Raw genomic sequence first — 25,031 nt, 5'->3', positions numbered from 1 at the left:
CGGAACGCACCCCTCACGAAAGGCGCGCGCCCATGAACCACCCGACGACACGGAACGGCGCGCCGGCCGACCCGGAGCAACTGCTGCGCGCCGGTGCGGTGCTGCCGCCGGGCACCGGCGGGGCGGGCGACCGGGCCGTGCCCATGTACACCCAGGCCTACCGCCATCCGGGCCTGGACGGCCGGATCGTCGTACGCCTCACCACCGAGGAGCGGACCGGGGGCCCGCGCACCGGTTTCCTCGGCCTCGAACCCGAGGGCGAGCCGGTGGAGGTCGGTCTCGGCCGCCCCCGGGCCCTGGGCTTCCCCGACTGGGTGCTGGTCCACCGTCCCTCGGACGGCCACCTCGCCATGTCCCTGGTCGAGGAGATGAACAAGGTGGCGCAGAAGGCCAGATCGAGCCCGAAGCGGGCCCGGGCCGCCTACGAGTCGATCGGCGAGCGGCTCGCGGGGTCCGTACCGCACTTCCTGCCGACCTTCTACGAGCAGGCCGGCCGGGTGTTCCTGGCCGCCGACGAGAAGGCGTACGCGTCCCAGATGTTCGTCAACGCGCGCAAGGCCGAGACGGCCCACGCGCTGCCGTTCGACGAGGCGCGCATGGACGCCGTGTTCCTGGAGTTCGCCCTCGCCGACGCCATGCCGACGAAGGTCCTCAGCAGCTACGCCAAGGGACTGCCGGCCCGGGTCCCGGCCGCGACGGCGTTCCGCCACCTGCGCGGACTGTTCGTCCGGCTCGCGGCGCACGGACTGCCTCCGTCGAGCCCGGGCGCGACCGAACTGCGCAAACTGGCGAAGGCGGTCGCGGGCAAGGACGCCCGGGCGGAGGAGATCGCCCACCTGCGCGAGATGCTGACACTGCCCGGCACCCTCAAGGCACCGCCCGGCTGGTGGAAGGCGCACCGGCAGGCCCTGCTGGAACTGACCCGGCGGGAGCCCGCCGTCCGCGGCGCCCTGCTGGGCCTCATGCCCGAGGAGTGGGAGGGCGAGGACCTGTCCCGGTGGCTGGACCTGCTGGAGAGGTCCGGCGCCACCGCCGGGCTGTGCGACCCCGCGCTGCCCGCCGAGGTACGGTCCCCCGACGGCACGGCCGGGTGGACACGCAGGTTCTTCTCTCTGTGCCGGGTCGACCAGCGACGTCTCGCCCCGCCGGAACTCGCTCCGCTCGTCGACCGCATGGCCGACGCGCTGCGTGCCGAACTGCACCCCGCCGGAGGCACGTTGCCGCCCCCGGTCAGCGACGTGAACCTCCTCGACCAGCTCCTGTCGCTGCGCGTACCGGTGGCGGAACCACAGGACGGGCAGCAGCTCGGCCTGACCGACTGGGCCGCCTGCGACACCCGGCGCGACCTCGTCGCGCTGGAGGCCGACCACCGCTTCCGCCCGGCGTTCCGCCTCGGCTGCCCCGAGGACGACCGGGCGAACCACAAGGAGACCGTCCTCGCCCTGGCGAAGTCCCCCGGCGGGCGGCCCATGCTCGCCGAATGGGTGGGCGAGGTCAGCCGGAGGTACCTCACCGCCGAACTGCCCGCCTTCTCCGGCTACTCCGGAGCGCTGCGCACGCTGGGCTGGCTGCCGGGAGAGGTGCTGGCGGTCGCCGAGGAGGCGGTACGGGACGCGCTGAGCACCGGGACCGCCCCCGCGCTCGCCCGCACGCTGCGCACCGGCGTCCTCGACGAACTGGGCTGGCCCGCCTGGGACGAGGCGCTCCCGCCCTGTGAACCGCACAAGCGCGTTCCGGAGGTCCGGGTCGCCGACGCCTGGCCGTACCTCGTCGTCCTGACCGGCACCCGGGTCCGGGTGATCGGCGCGGAAGGCACGGTGCTCACCCACGAGTTGCGGCTCCCGCCGGACATGACGGACCGGCTGTGGCGCGTCAGCTGTCACTACGTGGACGGCGAACTGCTCGTCTGGTGGAACTCGTACTCCACCGGCACCGAGGGCTACTGGAGCCACGCACCGGACCCGTCACCGGTGCCCGTCGGGGGCCACCTCGACAGCGACAGCGAGGCGGGCGGACGCGACGCGGACCGGCTCCTCGTCTCCCTCCCGCTGCCCGGGGGCGGGCGGACCACCGGCCACGGCGTGCTGCGCCCGGGGGACACGCTCGTCCCGGCGAGGCGGCAGGTGATCGGCGACGGGACCTCGTACTGGGTGTGGACCGCCGAGGGGGCCGAGGACGGGCGGCACACCTGGCGCGCGTACGACCCGGCCGGCGACACCGCGGGCGAGCCCGGGACGCCGGAGTGGTTCGGCGGGGGACCGGGCACCGGCTCCGAGGACCACCTCCTGCAGAACTCCTGGCTGCGGCCGGCCCCCACCGCCGTACCGGGCCCGGTGTGCGCCCCCGTGGACGGGCTCCTCGGCTGGCGCCTGACGAGGCTGCCGGACGGCCGGCTGCGGGGCGAGGACCTCGCCGGACGCTCGGTCGTCGTACCGGACGACGGCAAGGACACGTTCCCCCGGCACGCGCTGCGGTTCCCCGGCACCGAACGGACGTCGGCCGTGATCCGGCACTGGAACGGCGTCCGGCTGCTCGACCCGGACGGCACGGTGCTCGCCGAGGTCCCGGAGAACCGGACGCACGGGCACTTCAGCGCGGGCACCGCGCTGCTGCCGCCCCTGAGCCACTGGCACCTGCTCCGGCCCCGCGACCCGCAGGGCTCCGCGGCGCTCCGCCGGCTCGGCGAGGACACCGCGAGGGCACTGCTGACCGGGGCCGTGGTGGAGCGGCCGCGGAACGCCGGGAACCCGGACGAGCCGGTCGGGGACGACCAGGACCTGGTGCCCGGACTGGTCCGGAAGCTGCTGCCGGAGGTCGGCCACGAGGCGCTGCGGGCGGGCATCACCGGCATCGTGCGGTACGCCGCCGAGCAGCAGCGCGTCCTGGACGCGGCGCTCACCCGGCTCGACTCCGCGATCGCCGGGGAGGTCCCGCGGGAGCCACGGCCCAAGGTGGGCGACGGCGTGCTCGGGGCGGCGCTGAACGGCGTCGGCCTGACCATCGGCCGGCGCCGCCGGTTCTACGACTTCCACCACCACCTCTACGACCTGCCGGCCCTGCTGGGCCGCTCCCTGCGGGGCCTGGCCGGACCGGCTCCCACGGGCCGGACCCACCTCGACATGGCCAGGCAGGAGTCCCTGGAGTGCCTGCACATCCCGGCGCTGCCCGTGCTGCCGGCGATCCTGGCCCTGAGGGCCGGCTCGGAGGCCGTCGTGGAGGAGCACCGGAAGGCGCTGGACGCGTACCTCGAGGAGTTCGACGCGCAGGGGCTCACGGACCTGGATCCCGGGCACTGGCGGGGGGTCCGGCTGCGACTGGACCAGAGCCTGTTCGAGGGACCCGACGCCATTCAGGGGTACCGGGACGCGACCGTGCTCGACCTCGGCGACGGCGCGTTCCTGGTCTTCCCCGAGCACACGTTCCGCTTCCTCCAGGGGTGGGACCCCGGCGGCGGCTCCACCGGCCGGCACTACGGAGCGCTCTTCCACGACCCGTCCGGCCGGTTCGAGACACCCGCGCCGTACACCCTGATCGCAGCGGGACCGCTGGTGGCGGAGCCGGCACGGCCGCCCGGCTGGGCCGCGGCGTTCCGCGCCGAGCTCGCCGGGCGCGGACCGGCGCCCTGGTTCCCGGCGGCCGCCGAGGAGTTCGCGCGGCTCACCGGCGTCACCCCGACCACGGCCCGGCTGGTGGTCGCCGGCCTGCCCATGATCGACGACGAGCGCGTGGCGGTGCCCTCGGCGACGCTGAGGACGATCGGCGTGAAGTCGGCCGACGCGCGCGTGGCCAAGGACGAGCTGAGGTCCCTCGACGCGGACGCCCGGCAGGCCGTCGTCGCGGCGCTGCTGCCCGTCGACCCGTCCCGGCTGTGGACGGAAGGACCCGACGCCGTCCGCGCGGCCGAGGTGTGGAACGAGCGGCTCGGCCGGCGCACGCCCCTCCCCGAGGAACTGCTCCACGACGCGGTCCGCGACGTGGTCTCCCCGGGCTGGGCGCCGGCCGCGGCGCTGCGCGGCTTCCTCGACGTGACCGCCGAGCCCCGGCTGTCCCGGGACCTCACCTGGAGGATCGGCCCCTACCGCCCGGAGAGCACCGAGCGGACGCCCGGTTTCGACGGGGCGGTCCTGAAGGGCTCGGTGGCCCTGGCCGCATGGCTCGCCCACCGTCTCCCGGCCGGCGACCCGATCCGCGCCACCCTGCCCGGCGTGCTCACCGCGCTGCGCGACCGGCTGGCCCACCCCGGCCTGCTGATCGAGGTCGACCGGCGGATCGACTGGGAGGCGTTCCGGAGGGCCGCCGGAGAACCCACCGAGACCGGCGACGACTTCGTACGCCACGGCGCGGTCGTGCTGGGCACCGGGGGGTCCGAAACCGTCCCCGCCATCCGTCCCGCGCTGCTGGACGCGACCGGCAACGACCCGCATCTGACGGCCCTGTTCACCGGCGAGCGGCCCAACGCCCAGGAAACGGCGCTGCGTCTGGTCCACGACCGGCGGTTCGCCGAACTGCTCGCCGATCCCGGCAACCCGGTGGCGGGCGGACGCGACGCGGACGGGACGTGGTGGCCGCAGGACCCCGCCCGGTCCGTACCCGACCTCGTCACGGAGGTCGCCGAGCGGTACGGCATCGGCGAGGACGCCGCCGTCCTCCACCTGATGCTGCTCGCCCTGCCGGACCCCACCGACCGCAACACCGCCCGCTGGACCGGCTGGGGCAGGCGGCGCGGCGGAACGGCCAGGCTGCGGGCCGCCCGCGCCGAACTCGCCGCCACCGGCCTCGTCATCGAGGGCAACCGCGCCAAGGCCGGACGCTCCCTGTTCCTGCCCGGCGGCTGGACCCAGCCCACCACCCCGCACCTGCCGCTGGAGCGGTGGAAGCTGCCGATGTACGACCTGATGGACGGTGAGGGGCCCGTCCTGGGCGTCGTGGTGCCCCTCCGGCCCGTCGCCGCGCTCTACCGCGAGGCCTGGCGGCGGGTCCGGGACGGGGACGGACCCCGGCTGGAGGAACTGGAGGTGCCGCGACCGCGGAAGCGCCGTCGCTGAGTTCCGCCACGAAGGGGGACGGCCGTCCCGTACGGCCGTCCCCGCCGGACCGCTCCCCTGGACCCATGACCGCAAGAGCAGAGGTGGCCGTACTGGCGGCCCGCACGCGGCCGTACCTGATCGGCGTACGGCACCACAGTCCCGCACTGGCCGTCGCCGTGCCCCGGCTGCTGGACGCCGCGGGCGCCGAAGCCGTCTGCGTCGAACTGCCGGCCGACTTCCAGCCCTGGCTGCCGTATCTCTCCGATCCGCGCACCACGGCGCCGGTGGCCCTGGCCGGCGCGTACGAGGACGGACGGCTGCGCCTGTACCCCCTCGCCGACTTCTCCCCGGAGCTGGCGGCGATCCGCTGGGCGCGGGACCGGGGCGCGGAGGTGGTCTGCTGCGACCTGCCCCTCACGGCACCGGAGTGGACGACCGCCCCGGCGGCCGACCCGGAGACGTCCGCCCCGCTGGCCGGGGCGGACGCGGACGACCTGTGGGACCGCACCGTGGAAGTGCTCGCACCCGGCAGCGCTCCCGACGCCGTGCGCCGCGCCGCCCTCGGCTTCGGCCTGGCCGTGCGCCGGGACCGGGCGGCCCACGGCGGCATCGCGGCCGTCGACCTCGCCCGGGAGGCACACATGCGCCGGACCGTCGCCGCGGCCGGAGCCGGCAAACGCCGGGTCGCGGCGGTGATCGGCGCCCTCCACGCGCCCGGACTGACCGACGGGGGCGAGGCCACGGCCGCCGGGCGGGCGGCCGGCGCGGACTCCCCGGTCGTCACCTCCCTCGTGCCGTACGCCTTCGCCCTGCTGGATCCCCGCTCCGGATACCCGGCCGGCGTCCGCGACCCGCGCTGGCAGCAGGCGGTGCTCGACGCCGGCGGCGATCCCGGCCGGATACGCGACGCCGCCGCCCGCCTCCTCACCGAACTGTGCCGGGAGATCCGCGCGGCCGGCCACACCGCGGGCACCGGCGAGGCGATCGAGACCCTGCGGCTGGCCTGCGACCTCGCCGCCCTGCGCGGCCTGCCGGCACCCGGCCGGGGCGAACTGCTGGAGGCGGTGACGTCCGTACTGGGCCAGGGCGGACCACCACCCGGCCGGGTCCTGGAGACGGTGCTGGTCGGCACGGGCCGCGGCCGGCTCGCCCCCGGCACACCCCGGTCCGGTCTCGGTCCCTGGGTGGAGGCGGAACTCGCCTCGCTCCGGCTGCCGGGGCCGGGCAGCGCCGGCCACCGGGAGGTCCGGCTCTCGCCGCTGCGCTCCGCCCTCGACGCCCGGCGCGAGATCCTGCTCCAGCGCCTCAAGGAATGCGGGGTGGGCTACGCGGAGCCGGTCGAGGTGTCCGCCGCGGGGGAGGGGAGCGCCCTCACCACACGCTGGCGGGCGGCCTGGACCCCGTCGGTCGCGGCCCGGCTCGACCTGGTGGGCGTCAGAGGGGTCACCGCCGCCCAGGCGGCCGAGGGCACCCTGCGCGCGAACCACCGCCGGGCGACGGAGTCCGGCGGAGTCACCCCGGCCCGGGTCGTCGACCTGCTGGGGGCCGCGGCCCGGTGCGCCCTGCCGGACCTGGTCGGCGACTGCCTCACGCAGGCCGCACGGGTCCTGCCCGCGGCGGCCACGCTTCCCGAACTGCTGCGGTGCATGGATCTGCTGGAGTCGATACGCAGGGAGCACCTGCCCGGTACGACCGAGCGGACGCGCCTCCGGGCGGCGGCGCTCCGCGGCATCCTGCTGGAAGCCGCCGTCCGCGCCCTGCCCGGGCTGGCCGGCAGCGACGGGACGGAGGACGCCGTCGCCCTCGTGACCCTGGCCGTCCGCAGCGGCGAGGAACGGCTCGGCCTGCGCCTGGACGGCGAGTTGTACGCGCTCGCGCGCACCGGCTCCCCGCTCGTCCAGGGAGCGGCCCTGGCCGCCCGGGTACTGCTCGACCTCGACGGCTCGGAACTGCTGGGCAGGAGACTCGCCGGCTGGATCGACTCGGCGACGGCACCGGAGACCCGGCACCGGCTGGAGCGCCGGCTCACCGGCCTGCTCGTCGCCGCCGGACCGCTGATCGCGTCCCTGCCCGCCTCCCTCGACCCGCTGCTGGAGCGCGTCGAGACCCTGGACGACCGGGGCTTCCTCGACCGGCTTCCCGCGCTGCGCGGCGGTTTCCGGGCGCTCACCCCGGACGGACGCGGGCGACTGCTGACGGCCGTGACCGACCGTCTCGGCGCCCGGCCCGACCTCCGGCTCACCACGCCCGCCGAGACGGCCGGCCGCTGGGCCGGGGCCGACCAGGAAGGACTGGCCCTGCTCAGGGACCTGGGCCTGGCGGACCTGGCGGTCCCTTCACCCCCGGTCGGCCCTGCCCCGGCCGGTCCGGCTCTGGACGGGCTCGCGCCGGACGGTCCTGTCGGGGGCGGTCCGGTCGTGGCCGGTTCGGCTCTCGAGGGCCCGGCCCCGGCCGGTCCGGCCCCGGACGGGCCCGTGCTGGGTGATCCCGTCGCGGGCGGTCCCGTCCCGGGCAAGGGGACGTCCGCGGTGAACGGTCCACGGCCCGCCCGTGGCACGGAGCCCGGGACCCCGCGCCTCGGCCCCGCCGACCGCTGGCGGCTGCTGCTCGGCCGCGACACGGCGAAACTCCCCCCGGAGCTGCTGCCCTACGCCCGGGCCCTCGACGAACTGTTCGGGCGGGACGGGCCGACGGGGGACGGCGACGCGGGCGGCGACGCGGACGGGGCGGAGGACGCGGATCCGGCCGACGGCGGTCCGGACGACCTCACCGCCGGCCAGGGCCCCGGCTACCCCACTGCCCGGCACTGGGCCGAGGACCTCGAAGCGCTCTTCGGCGCGGACATCCGGGAGGAGGTCCTGGGACGCGCCGCGGCCAGGGGCCGTACGGATGTGATCGACCACCTCGACCCGGACTCGGTACGCCCTTCCGTGGAGCTGCTGTCCGCCGTACTGTCGCTCGCCGGGGGAATGCCCGAACAGCGGATCGCCCGCCTCCGGCCGCTGGTCAAACGGCTGATCGAGGAACTCGCCCGGGAACTCGCCGCCCGGCTGCGCCCCGCGCTGACCGGCCTCACCACCCCGCGCCCCTCCCGGCGCCCCGGCGGCCGGCTCGACCTGCCCCGTACCCTGCGGGCCAACCTCGTCCACAGCCGCCGCCTGGAGGACGGCACCGTCCGGATCGTCCCCGAGCGGCCGGTCTTCAGGACCCGCGCCGCCAAGCAGAGCGACTGGCGGCTGATCCTCGTCGTCGACGTGTCCGCGTCCATGGAGTCCTCGGTCGTCTGGTCGGCGCTGACCGCCGCCGTGCTCGGCGGCGCACCCATGCTCTCCGCCCACTTCCTCACCTTCAGCACACGGGTCGTCGACCTCACCGACCTGATCGACGACCCGCTCTCCCTGCTGCTCGAGGTGGAGGTCGGCGGCGGCACCCGCATCGCGGCCGGTCTCGCGCACGCCCGCACCCTGGTGACGGTGCCGCACCGCACCCTGATGGTGGTCGTCAGCGACTTCGAGGAGGGCGGCGCGGTCGACGGCCTGCTGACCGAGGTCGGGTCCCTGGTCTCCTCCGGTGTCCACCTGCTGGGCTGCGCCGCCCTGAACGACGACGGAACCCCCCGCTACTCGGTACCGGTCGCGCGGCAACTCGTCGCGGCCGGAATGCCGGTGGCCGCCCTCAGTCCCCTCGCGCTCGCCCGCTGGGTGGGCGAGCGCCTCCGCGGAGCGACCCGATGAGCCGTTCACTCCCACCCGTCGCACCGGAGGTGTTCGCCTCCGCGGTGGAGAGCCTCACCACACGGCTCCGCGGCAGACTGGACGCGGCCGTCGGGGCCCTGGCCGGCACACCGGTCACCACCGAGGACGGCACCGTCCGCGTCCGCTGCGGCGAGGACGCCCAAGTGACCCTGGCCCCCGGCCCGTCCGGCACCGTCACCGACCCCGGTCAGGTCCACTGCACCTGCCTCCTGGCCCCGCGCTGCCTGCACCTGGCGGCGGTCCTGGGCGCCTGCCCGGCCGCCGATACGACACCCGCGCCCGATACGACACCCGCGCCCGACACGACACCCGCGCCCGACACGACGCCCGCGCCCGACGCGACGCCCGCGCCCGACGCGGACGGCCCGGCGGACCGGGCCCGGCCCGCGGGTGCGGGTCGGACGCCGGGTCCGGGCCCGGCCGCCGATACGACGCCTGCGGCTGACGTGGCCCGTCCGGCGGTTCCGGTCCGGTCCACTGGGCGGGCCCGGGACGCGGGCCCGGGTCAGGACCGGGGCGCCGATGCCGGCCGTCGTACCGACCCGGATCGCCGGGCCGCCCCCGGCCGTCCCGCTGACAACGGTCGCCGGGCCGCCCCCGGTCGTCCCGGCGCCGGGACGGAGCCGCCCGCCGGCCCGGGGCGCCGGTCCGTCCGTGCCCCCTCCGCCGAGCGGGCACGGGCGGCCTCCGGGCTCTGGACGGCGGCGGCAGCCGTGCTGTCCGCCGGCACCGCCGGGGCCGGAGCGGTCCTCCAGGCGGAGCTGCTGCGCGCCGCCCACACCGCTCGCCTCACGGGTCTCCACCGTGCGGAGGCCGCCGCCCTGGACGTCGTGCGCCACCTGCGCGCCGAGCGTGACCCGCACGGTCCCCGCGCCCTCGCCGCCCTGGCCGACGCCCTGCGCGAACTCCTCCTCGTCACCCACCGCCTGAGGTCCGCGGACCCCGACCCGGAGCTCATCGGCGCCGCCCGCCGCCACCACCGCCCCGACGGTCCGCTGCGGCTGTACGGCGTCTGCCGCGAACCGGTGATCGGGCCGGACGGCCTCGGCGGGGTGGTCACCCACCTCGTCGACGACGACGGCCACGGGTACACGCTTCCCGATGTCAAGCCCGGCGGCCCCGTCCGCGCCCGCCGGGCCGGTACCGCCCACGTCGCCGTCCGGTCCTTCCTGAGCGACCACTTCCGGGTCTCCCGCGGCGGCCTGATCCTCACCGGGGCGGTCGTCGACCCGGACGGCCGCCTGCTGCCGGAACCGGGCGTCCGCGCCACCTTCGCCGCCGGACGGCCCTGGGCCCCGCCGGATCCCGGCGGATCCGGGCGCACCGGAGCACTGACCGTCCGCGACGTGGAGGTCGCGGCCACCGACGGCGAGGACCTGCTGGTCCGCGTACTGCCGGGACGGGGAGACGGACCGGTCCGGCTGGCCCCCGCGCACCGCCATCCCGCCCTCGCCCACACCGCGAACCTGCGGCGCCTGGGCGAGCACCCCGGGCTGCGGTTCCGGGTCGTCGGACGCCCCGACCCCGACCGGGTCACGGCCCTCCGCCCGCTCGCTGTCGCCCCGCTGCCCGGCACGGAGGCGACCCTGCGCCTGCCGGACGACTGGCAGGGCCGCGCCGACCTCGGCTACGACCGCCTCCGGGACGACCACTTCCCGGCGGCCCCGCCCCCTCCGCCCGGACCGGTCCCCGCCGGTCCCGTGGCCGACCCACCGCTGCGGCACGTCCGCCGGCTGGTCGAACTGGCCGTCGCCGGGGGACGCCGGGCCGCCGCCGAACCCGCGCGCGGCGACGACCTGCGCGACCACGCCGCCGCGCTGCGCCGCGCCGGATTCGTCACCGGCGCGGCCCTGGCCGCCGCGCTCGGCGCGGTGGCCGCCGACCGCACCCGCGACGCCTTCGGCCGCCTCGACGCGGGCGATCCCGACCGGTACGCGGCCCAGTGGCTCGCCACGGCCGTGTACCTCGCCGGCACCGAGGCGGCGCTGCGCCGGGACCACTGGCACGGCCGGTCCCCGGAACCGGCCGGGTCCGCATGGTGACCCGGGACGCTCCACGACACGCCGCCGCCCCCCGCGTACCGACGACCTTCACGCCGGCGCCACCACGCCCTTCCCCGACGTTCGATGCTCCTGGAACACTCCTCTCGCGCGCACCCCCTCAGCATCCGGCACCGCACGAGAGGCCCCCGTCCATGCCCGAAGTCAACCGGCGTCGATTCCTCCAACTCGCGGGCGCCACCACGGCGTTCAGCGCGCTGTCCGCGAGCATCGAGCGGGCCGCCGCGCTCCCGGCCCACCACCGCTCGGGGTCGATCGAGGACGTCGAGCACATCGTCGTCCTCATGCAGGAGAACCGCTCCTTCGACCACTACTTCGGCAGGCTGCGCGGCGTCCGCGGCTTCGGCGACCCGCACCCGGTCCGGCTCGACAGCGGCAAGTCGGTGTGGCACCAGACCAAGAGCGACGGCACGGAGATCCTGCCCTTCCGCCCGGAGGCCGACGACCTCGGCATGCGGTTCCTGGAAGGGCTGCCGCACGGCTGGTCCGACGGCCAGGACGCGTACCACAACGGCAAGTACGACCGCTGGCTGCCCGCCAAGGGCACCACCACCATGGCGTACCTGACCCGCGAGGACATCCCCTTCCACTACGCGCTCGCCGACACCTTCACCGTCTGCGACGCCTACCACTGCTCCTTCATCGGCTCCACCGACCCCAACCGCTACTACCTGTGGTCGGGCCACACCGGCAACGACGGCGAGGGCGGCGGCCCGGTCCTCGGCAACGACGAACTCGGCTACGACTGGACGACGTACCCCGAGCGTCTGGAGGAGGCCGGGATCTCCTGGAAGATCTACCAGGACATCGGCGACGGCCTGGACGCGGCCGGCCACTGGGGCTGGATCTCCGACGCCTACCGCGGCAACTACGGCGACAACTCCCTGCTGTACTTCAACACGTACCGCGACGCCCAGCCCGGCGACCCCTGGTACGACAAGGCCCGCACCGGCACCGACGTCAAGAACGGCGACGGTTACTTCGACCGGCTCCGCGCCGACGTCAAGGCCGGCCGGCTGCCGCAGATCTCCTGGATCGCCGCCCCCGAGGCCTTCTCCGAGCACTCCAACTGGCCGTCCAACTACGGCGCCTGGTACATCTCCCAGGTCCTGGACGCGCTCACCTCCGACCCGGCCGTCTGGGCGAGGACCGCCCTGTTCATCACGTACGACGAGAACGACGGCTTCTTCGACCACGTGGTGCCGCCGCTGCCGCCGAAGTCGGCCGCGCAGGGCCGGTCCACCGTCGACGTCTCCCTGGACGTCTTCGAGGGCAGCGCGACCCACCGCGAGGGCTTCTACGGGCTCGGCCCGCGCGTGCCGATGCTGGTCGTCTCACCGTGGAGCAAGGGCGGTTACGTCTGCTCGGAGACGTTCGACCACACCTCGGTCATCCGGTTCATGGAGCGCCGCTTCGGAGTGCGCGAGCCGGGCATCTCGCCGTGGCGGCGGGCGATCTGCGGCGATCTGACCTCCGCCTTCGACTTCTCCCGCAAGGACAGCCGGCCGGCCCGCCTGCCGGACACCGACGCCTACGAGCCGCAGGACCGCGACCGTCACCCCGACTACCGGCCCACGCCCCCGGCCGACGCCGGCATGCCCCGCCAGGAGCGCGGGCTGCGCCCGGCCCGCCCACTGAAGTACGCCCCGGCGGTGGACGGTTCCGCCGACCCGGCGACCGGGAAGTTCACGCTCACCTTCGCCTCCGGCGCCCGGGCGGGCGCAGCCTTCCTCGTCACGTCCGGCAACCGCGCCGACGGCCCCTGGACCTACACGACCGAGGCCGGCAAGGAGATCTCGGACACCTGGAACTCCGCGTACTCCGAGGGCTCGTACGACCTGACCGTGCACGGCCCGAACGGGTTCCTCCGTGTCTTCCGGGGACCGAACGGGACCGCGGGCTGCGAGGTCACCGCCCGCCACACCGGCGACGACGTCCGGCTGACGTTCGTCAACGAGGGGCCCGGCACGGCCCGGCTGCGGCTGGCGAACGGATACGGAGGCCGCCCCACGACCGTCACCGTCCGCCCCGGCGCCACCGTGCACCGCACCGTCGGCCTGCGCACGAGCCACCGCTGGTACGACCTGACGGTCACCTCCCCGGCCGAGCCGGCGTACCTGCGCCGCTTCGCGGGACACGTCGAGAACGGCCGGCCGGGCGTCAGCGACCCGGCGATCGTCACGGACTGACACGCCGTCCGGAGGATGCGACCACGTCACCGCGCCCCTCAGGCGGCGGCCGGGCGGTCCTCCACAGGGCTCCGCTGCGGCACGGCGGGAGGGCTCACGCGGGTCGGGGGCACGGGGGCGACCGGTGCCGGCGGGGCCACGGGTGCCCCCGCCGGGCGGGGCGCCGCCCGGCTGAGCAGGAGCACACCCCAGGAGGCGAGCCCCGCGCCGGTCAGGGCGAGCAGGATGCCCGCCGGGCCGCCGCGGAGGCGTTCGCCGAGCAGGGAAAGGCCGATCACCGCGGCCGCCAGCGGGTTCGTCAGGGTGACCACCGCGAGCGGGGCGCCCAGACCGCCCCGGTAGGCGGTCTGGGACAGCAGCAGCCCGCCGGCCGCGAAGGCGGCCACCAGCAGCGCCACCACGGCCACCTGGACGCCGGGCAGCGGGCCGGACCGGTCCGTCGCCGCGACCGTCACGGTCTGGGTGAGCGCCGAGGCCACCCCGGAGGCGGCGCCCGACGCGGTCGCGTGCCGCAGACCGGGCCGGGACCCCGGCCACGACAGCAGGCCGATCAGGGACGCCGTACCGACCGCGACGGCCAGCGCCTCGGGCACGCTCAGCACGTCGTCGGGCGCCGGTCCGGACGCCGTCACCAGCACGGCCGCCAGACCGGCGAGGGTGAGCGCCGTGCCCCGCCACTCGGCCGCGCTCACCGGCCGCCCCGCGAGCCGCGCCCCCAGGGGCACCGCCGCGACCAGGGTGAGGGCGCCGAGCGGCTGGACCACGGTGAGCGGGCCGTACGTGAGCGCCACCACGTGGAGCAGTGCGGCCGAGGCGTTCAGCGCGACCGCCCCCCACCAGGCGCCGTCGGCCAGCAGCCGCAGCGTACCGGCGCCGAAGGAGCGGGAGGCCAGCCGTTCCTGGGCCACCGCCGCGGCGGCGTAGGCGACGGCGGAGACGAGGGACAGCAGCACGGCCACGACGACGGCGCTCATCGGCCCGCCCCCGCGAGCGCCCGGTCCCGCGCCGGCAGGTGACGGGCCCGGATCCGTCCCGCCCCCGCCCCCGTGTGCCGCGGCAGGCGCAGCACCACGAGCGCGAGACCCAGCAGCGCCGCCGCCACCAGCGCGTCCAGCCAGAAGTGGTTCGCCGTCCCCACGACGACCAGCAGCGTCACCAGCGGGTGCAGCAGCCACAGCCACCGCCACCACGCGCGCGTGGCGACGACCAGGCCGACCGCCACCATCAGCGCCCACCCGAAGTGCAGCGAGGGCATCGCCGCGAACTGGTTCGACAGCCGGTCGGTCCCCGGCGGGCCGTACACCGACGGTCCGTACACCCGCGCGGTGTCCACCAGGCCCGTGGCGGCGAGCATCCGCGGCGGGGCGAGCGGGAACGCCAGGTGCAGCACCAGCGCGGCGGCGGTGACCGCCGCCAGGATCCGGCGCGCCCAGACGTAGTGGGCCGGGCGGCGCAGGTACAGCCAGACCAGGAAGGCGGCGGTGGCCGGGAAGTGGACGACCGCGTAATAGGTGTTCGCGAGGTGCGCGAGCCCGTCGCCGTGCAGCAGCGGGGACTGCACCGCGCCCTCGCCGGGCAGGTGGAGCGCGCGCTCCAGGTCCCACACCTCGCGGCCGTTGCGGAACGCCTCGCCGGTGTGGCCGGTCGCCATCCGCCGGCCGAGCTTGTAGACGAGGAAGAGCCCCGCCACCAGCAGGAGTTCACGGACGAGCGGCGGGCGTGCCGACGCGTCGGACCCCGCCGGTCCAGGCTCCCTGCGGCCATTCATCCCCCGGCCCTTTCTGTCGTGGTGCAGACGGTGCGCGCGGGTACCGACTCTCATCGATACGGGTTCGTACCGATACGCCAGTGTACCGATACGGTCGTGTACCGGTACACTGGTGTCCCGATGACGCACGCCTCACTCGAGGGACAAGGAGCCGAGCCGATGACGTCGCAGGACGCGGACCGCCCCGGGCCGGTCGGAGCCTCGCGCCGCTCCAAGATCACGCCGGAGCGTGAGCGGGAGTTCTTCGACGCCGTGCTGGACCAGATCCGCGAGTGCGGCTACGACGCCGTCACCATGGAGGGCGTCGCCGCCAGCACGCGGTGCAGCAAGTCCACGCTGTACCGGCAGTGGCGGACCAAGCCACAGTTCGTCGCCGCCGCCCTGCGCTCCAGCCGGCAGGCGCGGTTCGCCCGCATCGACACCGGCACCCTCGCCGGGGACCTGCGCGAGGCGGCACGGTGCGCGGGGGAGTGGTCGTCGAAGGACACCACGCTGCTCCAGGCGCTCGGACACGCGGTCATCCAGGACCGGGAACTGGCGCAGGCGCTGCGCGAGGCACTGGTCGACCCGGAGATCAGTGCGCTGGAGGAGATCCTGCGGCGCGGCGTCGAGCGCGGGGAGGTCGCCGCCGGGAACCCGGCCCTGGAGTACGTCCCGGCGCAGATCTTCGGCGTGCTGCGGGTCCGGCCCATCCTGGAGGGCCGCAACGCGGACCCGGACTATCTGCTCCGGTTCGTGGAGGCCGCCGTACTGCCGGCCCTCGGCCTCGCATGAGACGCAGGCCGCCGTCGACGGGATGACCGTACGGCGGCCTGACCGCGCCGCACCGTGGGGACGGGGGCGGCGCCCACCCCGGCCGGGTGGGACACCTCTTGAGCGGAGGGGTGCCCCACCCGGCCGTCACGGTGCGGGTGTCAGACGTCCTGGCCGTTGCCGCCGCCCGACGACACCTCGATGCCCTCGGTGATCTCGTCGAGCACGGCCTGCTTCTGATCGGTGTCCACCCCGAAGCGGACCACGACGATCTGCTGCGGCTGCGCGGGGGACGGGAAGGCCAGCGACTGGACGTACCCGTCGGAGCCCTTGCTGGTCACCGCCTTCCAGCGCACCAGATAGCCCTTCTGCCCGGCCACGGTCACGGCCCTGGACGCGAGGACGTCGTGCGAGGTGATCTTCCCGTAGGCCTCACCGCCGTAGCTCTCCTCGGCGTTGGCGGAGATGTCCGCCTTGGCGACCTCCTCGGCGGTGGAGCCCTTGATGCCGAACGCCAGGGCCGGCGCCGAGTACGCACCGCCCTTGGTGCAGGTCTTGGAGGTGTCGCCGGGGCAGTCGTACGAGTCCTCCGACGTCACCGAGGCGCCCACCTGGAGCTCCTGGCCGTACCAGCCGTCCGGGATGGGCAGGCTGATCCCGCTCAGTCCGTCGGTCACCGACCCGCTCTCCACCCGCGGCGCCTCGGACCCGTCCGGCGCGGGCTCCTCGCCGCCGGAACCACCGGAGTCCCCGCCCGACCCGCCGGAGCCCCCGTCCCGTCCGTCCGGGTCGCCGAACGGCCCGCCGTCCCGTCCGCCCGGCCCCTGCGAGGCCGCGGCGCCGCCGTCCCCGCCGTCGTCCGCCAGCGCGTACACACCCACACCGATGCTCGCCAGGACGGCGGCGGCCACCGCCACGGCTATCCCGTTGCGCACCCGCCGTCCCCGCCCGGGCGGCGCCGGAGCGGGATACGCCGGGTAGGCCGGATACGCCGGCCCGCCCGCGCCGCTCGGCGCCGGGGGACCCCAGGCGGCGGCCGGCGCCACCGGACGGACCTGCTCCGTCCAGGCCTTGCCGTCCCACCAGCGCTCGGTGGCCGGCCCCTCATTCGTCTGCCCGGGGTCGGGGTACCACCCGGGAGGAGTCACCTGCGTCATGCCCCCACCGTATGAGGCCTCGGTGAAAGCCGGATGAGAGAGCCCCGTCACACTCCCGCGCGGACCGCCCGGCGATTTCCATCTCCCCTCCCCTTGACAGCAGTTGACCATCAGGACCCCTGGTGAGGGGTGGCGCGGGTCGACTCCCCGCGACCGTGTCACCCGTCACGGCAACACGTGGCGCGAGCGGGCACCGCTCGGAGGGCAGGAGGACTACGCTCGAGGTCTGTACGTCATTCGGGCGACTCGGGGAGGTAGCGGGATGACGGAGGTACGGCCCCCGGCCGTCCCCTCGGCCGCTCTGTGGGAGCGCGACGAGGAAGTCGCCGCGATCGCACGGGCCGTGGACACCTTGTGCGCGGACCGCTCCTCACCGGGCAGCCTGCTGGTGCTCCGGGGCGAGGCCGGACTCGGCAAGACCGCACTGCTGGCCGAGACCCGCCGCATCGCCGAACAGCGCGGCTGCACGGTGTGGTCGGCCCGCGGCGGCGAGACCTTGGGCTCCGTCCCCTTCAACGTCGTGCGCCAGCTCCTCCAGCCCGCGCTGGTGTCGATGCTGCCGGAGGAGGCACGCGAGTACCTCGGCGACTGGTACGACATCGCCGGCCCCGCCCTCGGCATAGCCGACCCCGGTGAGCGGCACGCCGACCCGCAGGGCGTGTGCGAGGGGCTGGTCGCCGCCGTGCGCCGGCTGGCGCGCCGGGACTGGCCGCTGGTCCTGCTGATCGACGACGCGCACTGGGCCGACCAGGAGACCCTGCACTGGCTCGCCTCCTTCGCCGAACGCCTGGCGGACCTGTCCGTCCTCGTCGTGGTCGCCCGCCGGCCCGGCGAGATCTCCGGAGTGAGCGCCCGGCACCTGGACGCCGTCGCCGCCGGCCGGCCCGTCACCACCCTCAGCGCCCTCACCCCGGAGGCCACGGCCGGACTCACCCGCGCCACCCTGGGCGAGAACGCCGACGCCGCGTTCTGCCGCGAGGTCTGGGCCGTGACCGGCGGCAACCCCTACGAGACCGTCGAACTCCTCGCCAAGGTCCAGGACAGCGAGATCGACCCCGTCGAGGCCCACGCCGGCGAACTGCGCGACCTGAACCGCTCCGCCCGCGGCGGCGGACTCGTCGCCCGCCTGGAACAACTCGGCATAGACGCCACCCGGTTCGCCTGGGCCGCCGCCATCCTCGGCAACGACATCACCGTCGACCTGGTGGCCCGGCTCGCCACCCTGGACGCCGACGACGCCGCCCGCTGCGCCGAACTCCTGCGCAGCGCCCGCATCCTCACCGCCCCCGACCCGTCCACCACGGGCCGCACCGCCCCCGCCGACTTCGAGTTCGTCCACCCCCTGATCGCCACCGCCGTCTACAACTCCATCCCCGACGCGCTGCGCCGCGCCATGCACGGCATAGCCGCCCGGATCGTCACCGACTCCGGACGCGGCGCCGCCGCGGCGGCCCGCCACCTCCTCGAGGTGCACCCGGACGACGACCAGGAACTCGTCTGGCAGCTGCGCGAGGCCGCCCGCGAACACCTCGCCGTCGGCGCCCCGGACGCCGCCCGCCGCTGTCTGGAACGCGCCCTGGAGGAACCGCCCCGCCCCGAGGTGCACGCGCAGGTCCTCTACGAACTGGGTTGCGCCACCTTCCTCACCGCGCCCGCCCGCACCATCGGCCAGCTGCGGGCCGCCCTCGGCATGCCCGGCCTCGACGGCGACCGGCGGGTGGACGCGGTGGTCCGCCTCTCCCAGGCACTGCTGCACAACAACCAGATGGAGGAGGCCGTCCGCACCGTCGAGGCGGAGGCCGCCCGGCTGGAACCCGGCCCCGCGCAGATGCGGCTGCGGACCGTGCAGTTCATGTGGGAGGGCATCCACGCCGGCGAGGCCGCCTCCCCCGACCGCTCCGAACGGCTGGCCGAACTCGCCGCCACCTGCACCGGCCGGGACAACTCCGAACGCGCGCTGCTCATCGTGCGCGGCTTCGACGCCATGATGCGCGGCGAGAACGCCGAGGAGATCGTCGAGATCTGCGACCGCGCCCTCGTCAACGGCCGCCTCGCCCCCGGTCTCGGCTGGACCGACTCCGAGTGGGGCGTCGAGCTGCTGCTGATGCTGGCCGACGCCTACGCCTACACCGACCGCCTCGACCGCGCCGAAAGCCTCTACAACGAGGCCCTGCACGCCTACGACACGGCGGGCTGGAGCGGCGGCCACCTGGCCCTGGCCCACGCCTACGTGGGACTCGGCCACCGCAGGCGGGGCCGGCTGGAGGCGGCGGAGGCGTCACTGCGCGAGTCCCTGCGCCTGGCCGAACGCGTCGGCCGCGGACTGCCCCTGTACTGGACGGCGACCTGCAACCTCGTCGACACCCTGCTCGCGCGGTCATGTCGACGAGGCCTGGGACGTGGCCGAACGGCACGACTTCGCACCGCCCTACCCGTCCACCATCGTGCTGCCCGACCCGCGTTCCGTGCGCGGCCGGCTGCTGCTCGCCGTCGGCCGCGTCCAGGAGGGCGTCAACGAACTGGAGGCGGCCCAGAAGGCGGCTGCCGCGCGCGGCCACCACAATCCGGTGCACGTCTTCTGGGCCGCCGACCTCGCCCGCGCCCTCGCGACCGAGGACCCCGCCCGCGCCGCCCGGCTCGCCGTCGACGTCCGCCGGCAGGCCGAACGCTTCGGCACCGACACCGCCATAGGAGAGGCCCTGCGCGTCGCCGCCGCCCTGGAGACCGGCCGGCGCGCGGTCCGCCTCGCCGCCCGGGCGGTCGCCTACCTGGAGTCCTCCCCCTGCCAGTACGAACACGCGGTGGCCCGCGTCGAGTACGGCATCCTCGCCCGCTCCGTCCCCGACCTCGAACGCGGCCTCGCCCTGGCCCGCTCCTGCGGCGCGGACGGCCTGGCGGAGCGGGCCGCGGAGGAGCTCGGAACGGGCGTGGGACCGCGCTAGGCCCTGTCGTCGAGGACGTCCCCCGGCTCCTCCTCCTCCGCCAGCACCCGCTGGGCCGTCGCGAACGCCGAGTTGGCCGCCGGGACCCCGCAGTACACGGCCGTCTGGAGCAGCACCGCCCCGATCTCCTCGGGGGTGAGCCCGCCTCGGCGCGCCGCGCGGACGTGCATGGCGAGCTCGTCGTAGTGGCCGTGTGCGACCAGCGCCGTGAGCGTGATCATGCTGCGTTCGCGGCGGGTGAGGGTCGGGTCGGTCCAGATCTCGCCCCAGGCGTAGCGTGAGATGAAGTCCTGGAAGCGGGCCGTGAACGGCGTCTGCCGGGCCTGCGCCCGGTCCACGTGCGGGTCGCCCAGCACCTCCCGGCGTACCTCCATGCCGCGCCGGGCGGTCCCGTCGAAGTGCGCCCGCAACGCGGTCAGCACCGCCTCGGGGCGCTGTGCCGGTGCCAGGTGCGAGGCGCCCGGGATCTCCACGAGCGTGGCGTCCGGCACCGCGTCCGCGATCTCCCGCAGATGCTCGGGCGGCGTCGCCGGGTCCTGCCGGCCGGCCACCAGCAGCGTCGGCACGGACACCTCCGCCAGCCGGTCCCGCAGGTCGAACGCGGCCAGCGCGTCACAGCAGGCGGCGTACGCCTCCGGGTCGGCCTCCCGGTGGTCCCGGACCAGCCCCGGCACGGTGAACCCGGGGGTGAACCACCGGGCGTCCGCGCCCTCCGCGAGGCCGGCGAGCCCTTCGCCGCGCACCCGTGCCGCCCGCTCCCGCCACGGCTCGGCGCCGTTGAAGTGGGCCGAGGAACAGATCACGGCCAGCGACGACAGCCGGTCCGGATGGTGCACGGCCAGGTGCAGCCCCACCGCACCGCCCAGCGAGACGCCCGCGTACGCGAACCGCTCGACGCCGAGCGCGTCGGCGAGCGTGAGCACCAGGCCGGCGAGGTCGCCGACGGTCGCACCGGGACCGATCAGCCCCGCCGCCGAACCGCCGTGCCCCGGCAGGTCCCAGCGGACCACGCGGTGCGCGGCCGACAGCTCGGGCGCCACCTCGTCCCACAGGGCGTACGAGGTGCCGAGCGAGGGGCCGAGCAGCAGCGGGGGAGCGGAAGCGGGCCCTTCTTCGGCGTAGTGGAGAAGTCGGTCGGTCAACGTCGCTCCAGAGCAAGGTCGGTGAGGGTCCCGGCGGAACCGGTGTAGTGGGCGGGGTCGACGAGGGAGGAGACGTCGAACTCCTCCAACCCGGGTTCGGCGGCGAGCAGTTCGCCGAGGTCGCGCCCCTCCTGGTACGCCCGCCGGGCCAGCCCGGTGAGCAGCTCCTTCGCGCGGGCACGACCGAGGACCGGCGCCAGCTCGGCGGAGAGCCGCTCGGAGACGATCAGTCCGTGGGTGAGCCGGAGGTGTGCGTCCATGGCCTCCGGGTGCACCCGCAGCCCCTCGGTCAGTTCGGCCGCGTCCCGGGCGGCGCCGCCCACCAGCCGGAGCAGGTCCCTGAGCGGTTCCCATTCGGCGTGCCAGGCACCGGCCGGCCGCTCGTCCTCGGCCACCAGCGAGCCGTACAGCGTCGCCGCGAGCTGCGGTGCGCGCCGGGCGGCGGCCGCGATCAGCGTCGAGCGCACCGGGTTCGCCTTGTGCGGCATGGCCGAGGAGCCGCCGCCGCTCCCCTCGGAGACCTCGGCGATCTCCGTGCGCGAGAGGGTGAGGACGTCCGCCGCGAGCTTGCCCAGCGCGCCGGCGGCGAAGGCGAGACAGCCGGCGAGATCGGCGACCGGCGTGCGGAGCGTGTGCCAGGGCAACAGGGGTTCGGCGAGGCCGAGTTCACGGGCGTACGCGCCCGGCAGCGCGGTGGCGTCCTCGGCTCCGTACGCGGAGAAGGCCGCCAGCGTCCCGGCCGCACCGCCGAGCTGGGCGGGCAGCGAGCCGCGTACCGCCGTCACCCGGTCCCGCGCGTCCAGCACCAGCGACCGCCACCCGGCAGCCTTCAGCCCGAACGTCGTCGGTACGGCGTGCTGGGTCAGTGTCCGGCCCGGCATCGGCGTGTCACGGTGCTCGGCGGCCAGCCGGGCCAGGGCCCGCCGGCAACGGTCGAGGTCGGCGAGGACCGGGCCCAGCGCGCGGTGGGCGACCAGCATCATCGCGGTGTCCATGATGTCCTGGCTGGTCGCGCCCCGGTGCACGTACGGGCCGTGCTCCGCGCCGGCCGCCCGGGTCAGCTCCGCGACCAGCGGGATCACCGGATTGCCGCCGCCCCGCGCCCGCTCGGCGAGGGACGCGACGTCGAAACCGGCCGGGTCGGCCGCCGCCGTCACCGCCGTCGCCGCCGTCGCCGGGGCGAGCCCCAGCGCCGCCTGGGCGCGCGTCAGCGCGGCCTCCGCGTCGAGCAGCGCGCGCAGGAACGCCGCGTCCGCCGTCCCGGCGGCGGCCGGGGAACCGGCCCACCCGGGGGCGAGCAGGCCGGTGCCGGTGTCGGCCGGTGTCACCGGAACTCCAGGAAGACCGTCTCGCCCTCGCCCTGGAGGCGGATGTCGAAACGGTACGTGCCGTCGCCCTGGTCCCTCGCCACCAGCGTGTCGCGCCGCCCGGCGTCGAGCCGGGACAGCAGCGGGTCCGCCGCCAGCGCCGCCTCGTCGCCCGGCAGGTAGATCCGGGTGAACAGGTGCACCAGCAGCCCCCGCGCGAACACGCACACGCTGAGGTACGGCGCGTTCCCCCCGCGCGCTCCGGGGCGCAGCGTACGGGCGTACCAGTGGCCGTTCGCGTCGGTCTGGATCCGGCCGAAGCCGGTGAACTCCACGCCGTTGCGGCCGAGGAAGCCGCCCGTCGCCGGGTCGCGCCGCATGGAGCCGTCGACCCGGGGCACGTTGCCGTCCGGGTCCGGGCCCCACAGCTCCACGAAGGCGTCCGGCAGCGGGTCGCCGTTGCCGTCGTACACGTACCCCTGGAGGGCGATGGCGTCCGGGTGGCCGACGGGCGCGATGTCGCCGCCGCCGGGGAAGGGCAGGGCGTGGCCGTAGAAGGGGCCGACCGTGTGCGACGGGGTGGGCAGCACGGTCTCCGGACGAGTGGTGTCGATCTTCGTCATGGTGGGTCAGCGCCCCTCTTCCATCCAGGTGGCCCGCGGTCCGTCCAGCACGATGTCCCAGTGGTAGCCCATCGAGAACTCCGGCACCGACAGGCTGTGGTCGTACGTCGCGATCAGCCGCTGCCGCGCGGCGTCGTCCGTCACCGACTGGATGATCGGGTCGTACGGGAAGAGCGGATCGCTGGGGAAGTACATCTGCGTCACCAGCCGCTGGGTGAACGCCGAGCCGAAGACCGAGAAGTGGATGTGGGCGGGCCGCCAGGCGTTGAGGTGCTGGCGCCAGGGGTACGGGCCCGGCTGGACGGTGGTGAAGTGGTAGCGGCCCTCGTCGTCGCTGAGGGTGCGGCCCACGCCGGTGAAGTTCGGGTCCAGCGGGGCGTCGTGCTGTTCGCGCTGATGGGCGTAGCGGCCCGCCGAGTTGGCCTGCCAGATCTCGATGAGCTGGCCGCGGACCGGGCGCCCGTCGCGGTCCAGCAGCCGGCCGGAGACGGTGATGCGCTCGCCGATCGGCTCACCGGTGTGCTGCCGGGTGAGGTCGTTGTCGATCTCGGTGATGTCCCGCTCCCCGAACGCGGGGGAGGACAGCTCCACCAGCTCGGGGTCCTTGGTGACGTCGATGGCGACCGGCGGCTGCTTCGGGTGGCGCAGCACCGAGGAGCGGTACGGCGCGTAGTCGCGGCGCGGCTGGTGCTCGACGGGCGCGCCGTCGGCGACCCGCTTCTCGTACGCGGCGTGCTCGGCCGCGATCTCCCGGTCGATGTCTGCTTGAGTGAGTGCGTGGGTCACGACAGGCCCTCCCCGAGGGTGAGTTCGGCTCCGGTCTTGGCGGTGATCTCCCGGGCGGTCACGCCGGGAGCGGTTTCGACGAGGACGAGTCCGTCGCCGGTGACGTCGAGGACGCCGAGGTCGGTGATGATCCGGTCCACGCACGCCTTGCCGGTCAGCGGCAGCGCGCACTCGGCGACGATCTTCGGGCTGCCGTCCTTGGCGGTGTGCGTCATGACGACGATGACCGTGCGGGCGCCGTGGACCAGGTCCATCGCGCCGCCGATGCCGGTGATCATCTTGCCGGGTATCGCCCAGTTGGCCAGGTCACCGGTCTGCGACACCTGCATCGCGCCGAGCACGGCGACGTCGATGTGCCCGCCGCGGATCATCCCGAACGACAGCGCCGAGTCGAAGAAGGAGGCGCCCGGCAGGACCGTGACGGTCTCCTTGCCCGCGTTGATCAGGTCCGGGTCGACCTGCTCCTCGGTGGGGTAGGGGCCGGTGCCCAGGATGCCGTTCTCCGACTCCAGGACCACCTCCACGTCCGCCGGGAGGTGGTTCGGGATCAGCGTCGGCAGGCCGATGCCCAGGTTGACGTACTGGCCGTCCCGGAGTTCGCGGGCCGCGCGGGCCGCCATCTCTTCCCGTGTCCAGGCCATCAGGAGCTCACCGTCCGCTTCTCGATCTTCTTGTCCTGCGCCTGCCCGGGGGTGAGGGCGACGACCCGCTGCACGAAGATCCCCGGCAGGTGCACCGCGTCCGGCTCGATCGCGCCGGGCTCGACGAGCTCCTCGACCTCGGCGACCGTGACCTTGCCCGCCATCGCGGCGAGGGGGTTGAAGTTGCGGGAGGACTTGCTGAACACCAGGTTGCCGTGCCGGTCGCCCTTCGCCGCCCGCACCAGCGCGTAGTCGGTGCGGATGCCGCGCTCCAGCACGTACTCCGTGCCGTCGAACTCCCGGACCTCCTTCGCGGGCGAGGCCAGCGCCACCCCGCCGGAGCCGTCGTAGCGCCAGGGCAGTCCGCCCTCGGCGACCTGCGTACCCACCCCGGCCGGGGTGTAGAACGCCGGGATGCCGGCGCCCCCGGCCCGCAGCCGCTCCGCGAGCGTGCCCTGCGGGATCAGCTCCACCTCCAGCTCACCGGCCAGGTACTGCCGGGCGAACTCCTTGTTCGCGCCGATGTAGGAACCGGTCACCCGGGCGATCCGGCCCGCCGCCAGCAGCACCGCGAGCCCGGACTCCATCGCCCCGCAGTTGTTCGAGACGACGCTCAAAGAGCCGACCCCGCGCTCGTACAGCGCCCGGATCAGCACGTCCGGCACACCGCTGAGGCCGAATCCGCCCACCGCCAGGGACGCGCCGTCCGGCACGTCAGCCACCGCCTCCGCAGCCGAGGCGACCACCTTGTCCATCCGAGGGATCCCGTCCTTTCCGGGCGACCCGACCGAGTTAGTCAGGGCACTGATTATTTACGCGAGGTCGGGCTCACGCTGCCATCGAGGAGGTCGGAGCGTCAATACCCTGGTCAGTTCCGCATC

At 75.3% G+C, this 25,031-nt stretch carries 14 protein-coding genes and 1 pseudogene; 6 read left to right on the top strand and 9 right to left on the bottom strand.

The window, feature by feature from the left end:
* The first annotated feature begins 32 nt into the window (after nucleotides 1–32).
* From ACFY3N_RS14125 to ACFY3N_RS14110, 4 genes are all read left to right on the top strand, one after another.
* Nucleotides 33–5,045, top strand: a complete 5,013-nt coding sequence (locus ACFY3N_RS14125) for a DNA-binding protein (RefSeq protein WP_390816929.1) — start codon at nucleotides 33–35, stop codon at nucleotides 5,043–5,045.
* 65 nt (nucleotides 5,046–5,110) lie between these two features.
* On the top strand, nucleotides 5,111–8,761 hold the full coding sequence (locus tag ACFY3N_RS14120; protein WP_390816928.1) for a DUF5682 family protein: 3,651 nt from the start codon (nucleotides 5,111–5,113) through the stop codon (nucleotides 8,759–8,761).
* Nucleotides 8,758–10,824: a hypothetical protein gene (locus tag ACFY3N_RS14115; RefSeq protein WP_390816926.1), complete on the top strand. Its 2,067-nt coding sequence runs from the start codon at nucleotides 8,758–8,760 to the stop codon at nucleotides 10,822–10,824. The genes ACFY3N_RS14120 and ACFY3N_RS14115 overlap by 4 nt, the downstream gene beginning before the upstream one ends.
* A gap of 152 nt (nucleotides 10,825–10,976) precedes the next feature.
* The gene (locus ACFY3N_RS14110; protein ID WP_390816925.1) at nucleotides 10,977–13,031 is read left to right on the top strand and encodes a phosphocholine-specific phospholipase C; all 2,055 of its coding nucleotides are present in this window, start codon (nucleotides 10,977–10,979) and stop codon (nucleotides 13,029–13,031) included.
* A 38-nt stretch (nucleotides 13,032–13,069) separates the two neighbouring features.
* Here the strand turns inward: ACFY3N_RS14110 and ACFY3N_RS14105 are convergent, their stop codons facing one another.
* Nucleotides 13,070–14,005 carry a hypothetical protein gene (locus ACFY3N_RS14105; RefSeq protein ID WP_390816924.1) on the bottom strand — a complete coding sequence of 312 codons (936 nt, stop codon included), beginning with the start codon at nucleotides 14,003–14,005 and terminating at the stop codon, nucleotides 13,070–13,072.
* Nucleotides 14,002–14,799: a phosphatase PAP2 family protein gene (locus tag ACFY3N_RS14100; RefSeq protein WP_390816923.1), complete on the bottom strand. Its 798-nt coding sequence runs from the start codon at nucleotides 14,797–14,799 to the stop codon at nucleotides 14,002–14,004. The genes ACFY3N_RS14105 and ACFY3N_RS14100 overlap by 4 nt, the downstream gene beginning before the upstream one ends.
* A gap of 159 nt (nucleotides 14,800–14,958) precedes the next feature.
* On the opposite strand from ACFY3N_RS14100, the gene ACFY3N_RS14095 reads away from it, so the two are divergent.
* Nucleotides 14,959–15,573 carry a TetR/AcrR family transcriptional regulator C-terminal ligand-binding domain-containing protein gene (locus ACFY3N_RS14095; RefSeq protein ID WP_390816922.1) on the top strand — a complete coding sequence of 205 codons (615 nt, stop codon included), beginning with the start codon at nucleotides 14,959–14,961 and terminating at the stop codon, nucleotides 15,571–15,573.
* A gap of 140 nt (nucleotides 15,574–15,713) precedes the next feature.
* On the opposite strand, the gene ACFY3N_RS14090 is transcribed toward ACFY3N_RS14095, so the two are convergent.
* Nucleotides 15,714–16,709: a DUF2510 domain-containing protein gene (locus tag ACFY3N_RS14090; protein WP_390816921.1), complete on the bottom strand. Its 996-nt coding sequence runs from the start codon at nucleotides 16,707–16,709 to the stop codon at nucleotides 15,714–15,716.
* Nucleotides 16,710–16,971: 262 nt separating this feature from the next.
* On the opposite strand from ACFY3N_RS14090, the pseudogene ACFY3N_RS14085 reads away from it, so the two are divergent.
* Nucleotides 16,972–19,651: pseudogene (locus ACFY3N_RS14085) on the top strand (ATP-binding protein).
* On the opposite strand, the gene pcaD reads toward ACFY3N_RS14085, so the two are convergent.
* Genes pcaD through ACFY3N_RS14055 form a run of 6 tightly spaced genes read right to left on the bottom strand, consistent with a single transcriptional unit; the run spans nucleotide 19,648 to nucleotide 24,905 of the window.
* Complete coding sequence (pcaD, locus tag ACFY3N_RS14080; RefSeq protein ID WP_390816920.1) at nucleotides 19,648–20,793, bottom strand: 3-oxoadipate enol-lactonase; 1,146 nt, start codon at nucleotides 20,791–20,793, stop codon at nucleotides 19,648–19,650. The pseudogene ACFY3N_RS14085 and the gene pcaD overlap by 4 nt on opposite strands.
* Nucleotides 20,790–22,121 (bottom strand): 3-carboxy-cis,cis-muconate cycloisomerase, encoded by a 1,332-nt coding sequence (gene pcaB, locus ACFY3N_RS14075; protein ID WP_390816919.1) that lies wholly within the window; start codon nucleotides 22,119–22,121, stop codon nucleotides 20,790–20,792. The genes pcaD and pcaB overlap by 4 nt, the downstream gene beginning before the upstream one ends.
* Complete coding sequence (gene pcaG, locus ACFY3N_RS14070) at nucleotides 22,118–22,723, bottom strand: protocatechuate 3,4-dioxygenase subunit alpha (protein ID WP_390816918.1); 606 nt, start codon at nucleotides 22,721–22,723, stop codon at nucleotides 22,118–22,120. Before pcaG ends, pcaB begins: the two co-directional genes overlap by 4 nt.
* Before the next feature lie 6 nt (nucleotides 22,724–22,729).
* Nucleotides 22,730–23,509, bottom strand: a complete 780-nt coding sequence (gene pcaH, locus ACFY3N_RS14065; RefSeq protein ID WP_390816917.1) for a protocatechuate 3,4-dioxygenase subunit beta — start codon at nucleotides 23,507–23,509, stop codon at nucleotides 22,730–22,732.
* Nucleotides 23,506–24,150 carry a CoA transferase subunit B gene (locus ACFY3N_RS14060; RefSeq protein ID WP_390816916.1) on the bottom strand — a complete coding sequence of 215 codons (645 nt, stop codon included), beginning with the start codon at nucleotides 24,148–24,150 and terminating at the stop codon, nucleotides 23,506–23,508. Before ACFY3N_RS14060 ends, pcaH begins: the two co-directional genes overlap by 4 nt.
* Nucleotides 24,150–24,905 carry a CoA transferase subunit A gene (locus tag ACFY3N_RS14055; protein WP_390816915.1) on the bottom strand — a complete coding sequence of 252 codons (756 nt, stop codon included), beginning with the start codon at nucleotides 24,903–24,905 and terminating at the stop codon, nucleotides 24,150–24,152. Before ACFY3N_RS14055 ends, ACFY3N_RS14060 begins: the two co-directional genes overlap by 1 nt.
* Between the last annotated feature and the right edge of the window lie 126 nt (nucleotides 24,906–25,031).

The sequence above is a fragment of the Streptomyces sp. NPDC000348 genome (assembly GCF_042898795.1).
Classification (GTDB): domain Bacteria; phylum Actinomycetota; class Actinomycetes; order Streptomycetales; family Streptomycetaceae; genus Streptomyces.
This window is presented reverse-complemented; position numbering and strand designations above follow the sequence as displayed.

What these genes read in the sequence shown, in the direction of transcription:
- ACFY3N_RS14095 (WP_390816922.1), top strand. Translation starts at nt 14,959, where the DNA reads ATGACGTCGCAGGACGCGGACCGCCCCGGGCCGGTCGGAGCCTCGCGC.
- ACFY3N_RS14105 (WP_390816924.1), bottom strand. Translation starts at nt 14,005, where the DNA reads ATGAGCGCCGTCGTCGTGGCCGTGCTGCTGTCCCTCGTCTCCGCCGTC.
- ACFY3N_RS14110 (WP_390816925.1), top strand. Translation starts at nt 10,977, where the DNA reads ATGCCCGAAGTCAACCGGCGTCGATTCCTCCAACTCGCGGGCGCCACC.
- ACFY3N_RS14060 (WP_390816916.1), bottom strand. Translation starts at nt 24,150, where the DNA reads ATGGCCTGGACACGGGAAGAGATGGCGGCCCGCGCGGCCCGCGAACTC.
- ACFY3N_RS14115 (WP_390816926.1), top strand. Translation starts at nt 8,758, where the DNA reads ATGAGCCGTTCACTCCCACCCGTCGCACCGGAGGTGTTCGCCTCCGCG.
- ACFY3N_RS14100 (WP_390816923.1), bottom strand. Translation starts at nt 14,799, where the DNA reads ATGAATGGCCGCAGGGAGCCTGGACCGGCGGGGTCCGACGCGTCGGCA.
- ACFY3N_RS14125 (WP_390816929.1), top strand. Translation starts at nt 33, where the DNA reads ATGAACCACCCGACGACACGGAACGGCGCGCCGGCCGACCCGGAGCAA.
- ACFY3N_RS14120 (WP_390816928.1), top strand. Translation starts at nt 5,111, where the DNA reads ATGACCGCAAGAGCAGAGGTGGCCGTACTGGCGGCCCGCACGCGGCCG.
- ACFY3N_RS14090 (WP_390816921.1), bottom strand. Translation starts at nt 16,709, where the DNA reads ATGACGCAGGTGACTCCTCCCGGGTGGTACCCCGACCCCGGGCAGACG.
- ACFY3N_RS14055 (WP_390816915.1), bottom strand. Translation starts at nt 24,905, where the DNA reads ATGGACAAGGTGGTCGCCTCGGCTGCGGAGGCGGTGGCTGACGTGCCG.
- pcaG (WP_390816918.1), bottom strand. Translation starts at nt 22,723, where the DNA reads ATGACGAAGATCGACACCACTCGTCCGGAGACCGTGCTGCCCACCCCG.